This is a genomic window from Mesorhizobium sp. M7A.F.Ca.CA.004.06.1.1 (genome assembly GCF_003999135.1).
Taxonomy (GTDB): Bacteria; Pseudomonadota; Alphaproteobacteria; order Rhizobiales; family Rhizobiaceae; genus Mesorhizobium.
The window spans coordinates 1-7665 of the sequence record NZ_RZPQ01000231.1; the positions used below are offsets into that span (position 1 = coordinate 1).

The 7665-nt window shown below is 61.2% G+C and carries 7 protein-coding genes, 1 tRNA gene and 1 pseudogene; 2 read left to right on the top strand and 7 right to left on the bottom strand.

What is annotated here, in order from left to right; all coding sequences use genetic code 11:
- On the bottom strand, window positions 1-918 hold a 918-nt coding region (locus EN906_RS15760), incomplete at its 3' end, for a sugar-binding protein (RefSeq protein WP_164777190.1).
- A gap of 313 nt (window positions 919-1231) precedes the next feature.
- On the opposite strand from EN906_RS15760, the gene EN906_RS15765 reads away from it, so the two are divergent.
- Window positions 1232-2221 (top strand): LysR family transcriptional regulator, encoded by a 990-nt coding sequence (locus EN906_RS15765; protein WP_127266710.1) that lies wholly within the window; start codon window positions 1232-1234, stop codon window positions 2219-2221.
- Window positions 2222-2351: 130 nt separating this feature from the next.
- Window positions 2352-2588 (top strand): hypothetical protein, encoded by a 237-nt coding sequence (locus tag EN906_RS15770; protein ID WP_127266711.1) that lies wholly within the window; start codon window positions 2352-2354, stop codon window positions 2586-2588.
- Window positions 2589-2590: 2 nt separating this feature from the next.
- Here the strand turns inward: EN906_RS15770 and EN906_RS15775 are convergent.
- The 6 genes and pseudogenes from EN906_RS15775 to EN906_RS38975 all read right to left on the bottom strand — a co-directional run.
- A tRNA-Gly gene (locus tag EN906_RS15775) sits at window positions 2591-2664 on the bottom strand.
- Window positions 2665-2741: 77 nt separating this feature from the next.
- Window positions 2742-4655 (bottom strand): acyltransferase family protein, encoded by a 1914-nt coding sequence (locus EN906_RS15780; RefSeq protein WP_127266712.1) that lies wholly within the window; start codon window positions 4653-4655, stop codon window positions 2742-2744.
- A gap of 196 nt (window positions 4656-4851) precedes the next feature.
- The gene (locus EN906_RS15785) at window positions 4852-6333 is read right to left on the bottom strand and encodes a hypothetical protein (protein ID WP_127266713.1); all 1482 of its coding nucleotides are present in this window, start codon (window positions 6331-6333) and stop codon (window positions 4852-4854) included.
- 38 nt (window positions 6334-6371) lie between these two features.
- A complete protein-coding gene (locus EN906_RS15790; protein ID WP_236383387.1) occupies window positions 6372-6839 on the bottom strand; it encodes a GtrA family protein in 468 nt (155 codons plus the stop codon).
- Window positions 6817-7518, bottom strand: coding sequence for a class I SAM-dependent methyltransferase (locus EN906_RS15795; RefSeq protein WP_127375248.1), 702 nt, complete (start codon window positions 7516-7518; stop codon window positions 6817-6819). Before EN906_RS15795 ends, EN906_RS15790 begins: the two co-directional genes overlap by 23 nt.
- Window positions 7511-7665, bottom strand: a pseudogene (locus EN906_RS38975) (glycosyltransferase); the annotation flags it as partial. The pseudogene EN906_RS38975 and the gene EN906_RS15795, both read right to left, overlap by 8 nt.

Genomic DNA, 7665 nt, shown 5'->3' on the forward strand with positions numbered 1-7665 from the left:
AGAGAGCACCTTGTCGACGAGTTCGACGGTGGCCTTGGCCAGTTCGCGGGTGTCCTTGAACACGGTCGAGTACTGCTCGCCCGTGATGATAAGCTTGACCGAAGCGGTCTCGGCGTCCTGGCCGGTCACGATCGGCCAGGGCTGTGCGTCCGTGCCGTAGCCGACGGCGCGCAGCGAGGCGGTGATGCCGCGCGACAGGCCGTCATAGGGCGAAAGAACGCCATCGACGCGGCTGCCGTCCGAATAGTTGGCCGACAGCAGATTGTCCATGCGCGCCTGGGCAGTGGCGGCGAGCCAACGCAGCGTGCCGACCTTGTCCATGCCGGTCTGGCCGGACTTGATCTTGATCGAGCCGTCGTCGATCAGCGGCTGCAGGACGGAGATCGCGCCGTCGTAGAAGAAAAAGGCGTTGTTGTCGTCGGGCGAGCCGCCGAACAGTTCGACGTTCCACGGCTTGGTGTTCGGGAAGCGCTCCTTGAGGCCCTTGACCAGCGAATTCGCCTGGATCACGCCGACGCCGAAATTGTCGAAGGTGGTGTAGTAGTCGACATTGGCGGTCTTCTTGATCAGGCGGTCATAGGCGACGACGACGACGCCCGCGTCAGCGGCCTTCTGCAGAGCATCCGACAGGGTGGTGCCGTCGATCGAAGCAATGATCAGCGCCTTCGGGCCTTTGGTGATTTCGTTTTCCAGCTGGCTGAGCTGGTTGGGGATGTCGTCCTGCGCGTATTGCAGGTCGACGGTGTAGCCGAGAGCCTCGAGCTGGGACTTGACGGCGTCGCCATCATTGATCCAGCGCTGCGAGGTCTTGGTCGGCATCAGCACGCCGACAAGACCCTTGTCGGCTGCGTGCGCCGAGTAGGTCATGGCAGCGATGCCAAGGGCCGCGACGGCGGCCAGTGTCTTGATGATTTTCACTTTAACTCTCCCTGTTTGATGGACGCGGCACCCCGGGGGTCGCGGGCCGCGCAATCGTGCAGAAGCGCCAAGGGCACTGCTGCCGTCATATCGATCTCCGGTATCCTCCCATGGCCCCGAGACGCTGATTCAATCGATACGATTTTTCTCGTCAGCGACCGTCACGTCTTGGAACGCGCGGAGGGTGTGGGTCTTTGCCATAACTGTCAAATGCGATCTTTGATGGTTGCTATATCATGGTTGGTATATGTATTGGGACGTGACGGGCTGACTCCAAGGTCGGCCTTACACGAGCAGAAGGCAGGGAAAAGCGATGGCGCGGCCCGGGAATCCGACAACAGCTTCAAATGGTTACAGAGAAGCACGGGGCGATGGCGAAACCCTGCTGCGCAGCGGTCTCAGTCTGCGTCACATGCGCATGATCGTCGCGCTAGACGACCACAGCCGGGTCAGCGCGGCAGCCCAGGTTCTGAACATTTCGCAGCCGGCGGCCTCGCGCATGATCGCAGAGATGGAGGCGGTGCTGGAGGTCAAGCTGTGCGAGAGGCTGCCGCGCGGTATCACCTTGACGCCATACGGCAAGGCTTTGGCCAGGCGGGCGCGCTCGATCCTGCTGGAGATGCGCGAGGTGGACCGCGAGATTTCCGAACTCAAGGCGGGCAAGGGTGGTTCGGTTTTCCTGGGTGCCGTGACCGCGCCGGCAATCGAGCTGGCGGTGCCGGCGATTCGTGAAATCCGCCGCATCTATCCGCGCATCGAGATCACCATGCAGGTCGAGACCTCCAATGTGCTGGCACGCGAGCTGATCGCCACGCGCCATGACTTCATCATCGCGCGCATCCCGGACGACCTCAATCCGCGGCTGTTCGAGTCGCGCGTCATCGGCGTCGAGAAGGCCTGCCTGATCGTGCGCCGGGGCCATCCGCTCACCAAGGGCGAGGCGGTGCGGCTGGAAGAGACCGCCGCCTATGACTGGGTCTTCCAGTCTGGCGGCTCGCCCTTGCGCCAGGCGATGGAGAGCAACTTCCTCAACCGCAACATCGCTTTGCCGGACCGTATCCTGAACACCAGTTCGCTGCTCCTGACCCTGGTCATGGTCGCGCAATCCGATGCCATCGCACCGGTCTCTGTCCAGGTGGCGAAATTCATCCAGAACCCTGACGGGCTGGCCGGCGCCATCGACGTCGTCCAGACCGAATTCGACATCGAGGTCAGGCCCTACAGCCTGATCACGGTCAGGAATCGCGCACTGTCGCCGGCCGCCAAGATGCTGCACGACTTCATTCTGAGGGAAGTGGGATGATGGCTCGCTCGGGTAAGGTTGTCCGGCGAAAGCACCGCCAGGCCGAGGCCGGCGAAAGCGAGCTGGGAACATTATTTCCCGCCGATGCGTTCATGATCTTGCAAGGGGCGATTTCTTCTGGAGGCTGAACATGCGCAGCTTCGAAATCATCGATCTGCTTTGCGTGATCGAGGCCTGCAAGCACGATCGATCGGTCGGGAATTTCGTTTCCATGGCTGAAGGCGTTGAAGAATTGCGGGTGTTGACCGGCGATTTCGTTTCATCGGATGACGTGGCGGCAAACGCCCTCGCAACGGTGGCGCTTGCGCGAGGCTGCTCGGTTGTGTTCGACGAACAGGCAGGCGCTGAAATGGTTCTGACGCCTTAGACTGGAGCGGGTAGAGGGAATCGAACCCTCGCGTTCAGCTTGGGAAGCTGACAAGCTACCATTACATCATACCCGCGTGCGCCCTCGTTACCATGAGGGTTAGCCTTCGGGCAATCGCAAAGCGGTCTGTTCTCACGACGGTCGTGCTGCGGATCACGGCGCGCCCACGGCCGTGAATTGCCGTTTTGCCTCCGCGACCTCATTGCTGGTGGCGAAGCTTGGCCAGTATTTCGAGATGGCCAGCGTCGCGCCGGCGGAAGAGAAGTGGCCATAGTCGAAGTAGAGAAATTCATTGGTCGTGGCATCGGCGTATGAACAACCGGCCGAGTCGCACAGATACGTCAGCGGATCTATGAAATCGGCCCCTTTGGTGAACGGCAGAACCCGTGCGTTGATGTCCGGATCCATAGCCATCGGCCAGGATGTGGTTCCGGCATGCTCCCGTCTCACCAAGAAAGCGATCTTCTGGACGTCGGCGATGAATTCCGGAGACTGGCCGACGGTATAGACCTTGACCCCCATCCCGCGAAGCCGATCGATCGTCTTCTGCAGGCCGTCGAAGCCCCTGGCCTGGTAGTCGGTCCATCGGCCGCTCAGGATCACCGCCTGGATGTTGGCGTCGCGAATGATCGACAAGGCCCGTTCGTTGAAGCGGGTGCAGGCGGGCCGAGCATAGGAAAAATAGGTCAGGTCGGGCGGACAGCCGGCATAGGTGTATTGGATGACATTGGCCTGGATTTTCTGGGCGTTGGGCTCAAGTCCCGGAACATAGTGGGCAGCGAAAGAATCGCCCCACAGCAGCACATTGGTGGCAAAGCCCGTTGTCCGGGTGCAGTCGGCAAGGTTCCAGTCTTCGATGCGGGTCCCGTTTTCGTTGAAACAGATGCCGTTGCGCCAGTCGCCGACCCGGATACGTTCTGTCGAGAAATCCGGAAACCGTTGCGGGAAACCGTTGCCCAGTGCGCCGGCCAAACCACCGGCGCACAGCAGCACGATTGCCGTCGCCGAAAAGGCGAAGATGGGCAGTGGGGCGGTATAGGCTCGTTTGTGGCGGAAGGGTTGCTCGACGTATTTCCAGGAGAATGCCGCCAAGGCGAAACTGGCAACCGTCATCGCGATAATCGTTGGCACACCGACAGTCTTCAGGGAGAGATAATGGACGAAGGAGTTGATTGGCCAGTGGACGAGGTAAAGCGAATAGGAAATGAGGCCGACCCAGACCAGCGGCGCCAACCGAAGCACGCGAGTGGCGACAGGTGCCGGCCTGTCGGCGCTATCCTGGCCAGCATAGATCAGCAGAGCTGTTCCGATGCAGGGGAATAGGGCATTGTAGCCGGGAAACGGATCGCTGTCCGAAATCATCACAAAGCCAAATGCAATGAGGGCAAAGCCGGCGAGGCCGATCAGGTCCGCCGCCAGCCGACTGGCTAGGACCGGAGGCTTCCGCAACATCAGCATGGCGCCCAGCGCCAGCTCCCATATGCGCGTCGGCAAGAGATAGAACCCTGCCGTCGGTGCCAGCGAGGTTGCTATGACTGCCAGGGCAAAGCTGCCGATGGCCATCGGCAGAAGTACCGTCAGCCAGCGCTTCGAGACGTATCGGTAGATCAGATAAAGGAGGATCGGCGCGAAGATATAATACTGCTCTTCCACCGAAAGCGACCATGTGTGCAGGAGCGGCCGCAGTTCGGCGTCGATGGAGAAATAGTTCGTCGTTTTCCAGAAATAGATGTTCGACCAGAAGGTCGAGGCGGCGATCACGCTGAGGCTGAATTCGTGGAGATCCGAAGGCAGAAGGATGAACCAGGCGGCAATGCTCGCGAGCAGGATGACGAAGGTCAGCGCCGGCAGGATGCGCCGTGCGCGGCGCCAGTAGAAGCGGCCGATCGAGAATTGGCCCCGCTCAAGATCATCGAGCAGGCTGCCGCTGATCAGATAGCCCGATATGACGAAGAAGATGTCGACACCGGTGAAGCCGCCGGGAATGGCGGACACGCCGAAATGGAAGAGCACGACAGGCAGCACCGCAACGGCCCGCAGACCGTCGATGTCGCGCCGGTAGTTCATCCGGCCGGCCCGCGCGCGACCACCAGGATCCGTGCGGCCGCACCCGACACGCTCATGCGGCGATGTCGTCGATCGTGCTGAAAATCCCGGCTCGTCGATCTCACAGGCTTACCCTCAGGCAGCAATTTTGCTGCGCTGCAACATGGGTGTCAAGGCATATATTGCTGTCGCGAAATTCGCCAGGAACGCACCGGGATCAGGCGCCGGGCAGATAGATTACCGCGTAGTCGTCCGAATAGGCCCGTTTCCAGCCCAACTGGTCGAAGAAGGGAATGCGGCTGTCGTCGGCCGATAGCAGCGCCCAATCTATTGCGTATTTCTTCAGGCGGGCTTCGAGGAGCGGCTTGCCGTCGCCGCGTCCGGTGTCGTTATCGCTCTTTGTGAAACCGCCGAGGAACAGCTGGTCCGTCCGTCCGTCGATATAGGTCTTGAACCCGTGGAAAATCAGCGTGCCGCCGAAATTGTAGGAATTCAGCACGTTGCCGGATAGATGATGGCTTTGCGCGAATGCCAGCGCCCCGCTGGCCGATGTCTTCGGACTTGGCGCTACCTGATAGACGCTGCCGAGCACAGCGACCCCGCCAATCAGCAGAACGGCTGCCGTGCCGCAAATGGCGTAGAACCGTCTGGCTAAGAATCTCTCCAGCCCGTCGCGCTTTTCGGCCAGCCACGCGGTGGCTGAAAGCGAGGGATATTGCTGTGCGACCTCGGCCGCCATCACCAGCGGAATCAGCAGGAAGAACAGGTACATGAAGCGCACATGGGCGAGATAGACATGCAAGGTGAAGACGACGAACAACGCCTTGGCCCAGCCAATTCGCAATCGGGACACTAATAGCCCGAAAAGCGCCAGCAGCATCACCGCTTCCTGGACGGGACTGTCCGGCGGATTGAACGGTTTCCATTCCATGATCAGCGACACTGCCTCGTTGCCGTAAGCCACGGCGAGCGTCGCCAGGATGGCCTGGACGCCGTACGGGTGGATCAGGCTGACCAGCGGGCAAAGCAGGCCGAACGCGATCCACTTCGCCAGCAGGGCCGGTTTTGACAGGCCCGTGCGCGCCAGCAGATCGAGACCGGCGAAAGCCGCGATGACGAAGCTCAAGGTGAAGGTGGCGTGCAGGTTCGCCCATAATACGACCAGCACAAGCAGCCACCAGGGCGGCGCCCGTTCTTCCCTCGCCGCACCGAACAGCACCGCCGTCCAGATGACGATGATCGGGAAGGTGAAGACATGCGGACGCGCCGTGAAGATCGGGTTGATCAGGAACACCGCCGCGAAGGCCAGTGTAATCGCCAGGATCGGTTTCAGCCATGCGCTGAGAAACCACCCCATGAGGAAAACCGTCAGGGAGATCGAGGCGATGATCGCGGTGACGACCACGTTCCAGCCGCCCGCCCGGTAGGCAAGAGCCAGCAGGACCTGCCCCAGCCATTCCTTGGCAATCCAGGGCTGGCCGGCAAACGTGTAGGAGTAAGGATCGACCGTCGGAAATGTCCGGTTTGTCAGGAAATCGAGACCGACTTTCACTTGCCACCAGCTGTCGGGATCCTGCAGGGTGGCGCCTGCCTGGGCAGCCAACGCACCCGCCATCGCCAAGGCCGCGAGCAGGCAGAAGATCAGCCTGTTCCGCTCGTTGTATGTCGCGGCCGCCACACTGGCCTGAGCGTCGTTCATGATGCGCCGCCTCTGATCGGTTCCGGTGACAGTTGGGTTCAAGGTGTTGGACTGGCGGGCTGCCGCCGAGGCTTGTCGGCCACCCGAACTGTGCGGTCGGTGCTGTCGTCCCCACGTCCCACAAACACGAAGCGGGCCGAGCCAAGATAGAAAACCACCGAATAGACGCAGATTCCCGCGAGGTGGACCAGCGGGTTTTCGACGATGCCTGCCGAACGGGCGGCGATCACGACGGCCAGATTGATGCTGTAGGCGACCAGAAAGACACCCCCGTAGCGCAGCGCGGTTCCGGGCTGGAAGCCGTCGACTCTGCTGAAGGTCCATTGGCGGTTGAGGAAGAAGCCGAGGACAAGGCCGGCGGCATAACCCGTGGCGTTGGCAAGGATGTCGCCCAGACCAAGCGCAAGCCCGGCCAGGATGACCGCGTATCCCAGCGCCGTGTTCAACAGACCGACGGCGCCAAATCGCAGCATCCTCGGGAAGTCAAACGGCAGGCTTGACCACATGCGCAAAATATTGGGCTCCGACAGGTACCTTGGTGAGGAAGCGCTCGAACAGCCTCAGTCTCGCAAGCATCCGAGGAAAGAAAATCCGGTAGACGATCCTCGTATTGGCAAGGCCCGCCTCGGCCATGCGCCCGCGCATCTCGCGCGAATTTATCAAAACCGCGTTTTCGTCGAAGGCACAGTTTCTCACCGCGTGCGTGGTCAGCGGGTTCCAGGGATTGTGTTCGAAGACGAAGAAGCTGCCGCCATCGGCCAGCACCCTGCCGATCTCGGCGAACAGCCCGATCTGCAGGTTCTCGGGAATATGGTGGAAGACGCAGGCCGCGAAGGCCAGGTCGAAGCTGCCGTCGGCAAAGGGAATTGTCTTGCCGTCGAAATGCGTGAAGGCGGCCTGGCCGGGAAAGCGCTTGCTGGCGATGTCGAGCGATTCCCGCGAAGGATCGAGCAAGGTGATCTCCGCGTCGGGAAACGCGTTGCGCATATGGCCTAGCGAATTGCCGACGCCGGCGCCGAAATCCAGTATTCGTCGCGGTTTGACACCGGCCCGCCGCAGCGTCGCGGCGACGTCGTCGATCTTGTACCTGGCGAAGAAATCCGGGTTTTCGCCGCTCAGCCTTATGCTTGCGGCATGCTGCTCCTGATATTCCCGCGCAAACCGGTCGAACTCCGCCTCAAGCACGTGCGGCCCTCTTTGCCATCTCCTGCAGGCGATGGACCGGCAATTCGCCGCCCTCCACTGCCTGGCTGCGCGAAACGATCTCGTTGACGAAGTAGAGCGGCCGCCGCTTTGTCTCCATGTACATGCGCCCGAGATACTCGCCGAAGA

Excerpts from the sequence above, each read along its gene's own strand:
- EN906_RS15765 (WP_127266710.1), top strand. The coding sequence starts at position 1,232 with ATGGCGCGGCCCGGGAATCCGACAACAGCTTCAAATGGTTACAGAGAA.
- EN906_RS15770 (WP_127266711.1), top strand. The coding sequence starts at position 2,352 with ATGCGCAGCTTCGAAATCATCGATCTGCTTTGCGTGATCGAGGCCTGC.
- EN906_RS15780 (WP_127266712.1), bottom strand. The coding sequence starts at position 4,655 with ATGAACTACCGGCGCGACATCGACGGTCTGCGGGCCGTTGCGGTGCTG.
- EN906_RS15785 (WP_127266713.1), bottom strand. The coding sequence starts at position 6,333 with ATGAACGACGCTCAGGCCAGTGTGGCGGCCGCGACATACAACGAGCGG.
- EN906_RS15790 (WP_236383387.1), bottom strand. The coding sequence starts at position 6,839 with ATGTGGTCAAGCCTGCCGTTTGACTTCCCGAGGATGCTGCGATTTGGC.